The following is a 498-nucleotide window of genomic DNA, read 5'->3' as shown; positions in this document are numbered from 1 at the left end:
CGTTCACGGGGTTGTCATTCTCCGATATGCGCAATCTGCGTGAGGAAAATATCCGTACATACTTCGACAACCATGAGTGGATAAACATCAACCGCCAGAAGACGGGCGTGGAATCGAATATCCGCCTGCTGGACCTGCCCCGAAGAATCATAGAAAAATACCGCGGACTGTGTGAGGACGGAAGGATATTCCCTGTCCCCCATTACATGACCTGCCTGTATGGAATACGTGCCGTAGCCAAACGGTGCGGTATCACGAAACACCTTACATGGCACCAGAGCCGCCACACGGCGGCGACAACGGTATTCCTGTCAAATGGCGTACCTATTGAAACGGTGAGTTCGATGCTCGGACACAAGAGCATCAAGACGACGCAAATCTATGCGAGTGCGCCCAGATTGGTCGCTTGATAAATACTTCTGTAGCAAGAAGTTAGGATTGGGTTCAATATAATCCTATCGTCAATCAGCTTATCCGACGGGGAAACCTAACGGGGAG

The 498-nt window shown here is 50.6% G+C and carries 1 protein-coding gene; it reads left to right on the top strand.

Annotation, left to right across the window (positions count from 1 at the left end; translation table 11 throughout):
• A partial coding sequence (locus tag I6E24_RS16665; protein WP_235329833.1) for a site-specific integrase occupies positions 1-410 on the top strand: 410 nt, incomplete at its 5' end.
• Positions 411-498 lie beyond the last annotated feature (88 nt).

The organism is Bacteroides caecigallinarum (genome assembly GCF_021530995.1).
Lineage (GTDB): Bacteria > Bacteroidota > Bacteroidia > Bacteroidales > Bacteroidaceae > Phocaeicola > Phocaeicola faecigallinarum.
This window is presented reverse-complemented; position numbering and strand designations above follow the sequence as displayed.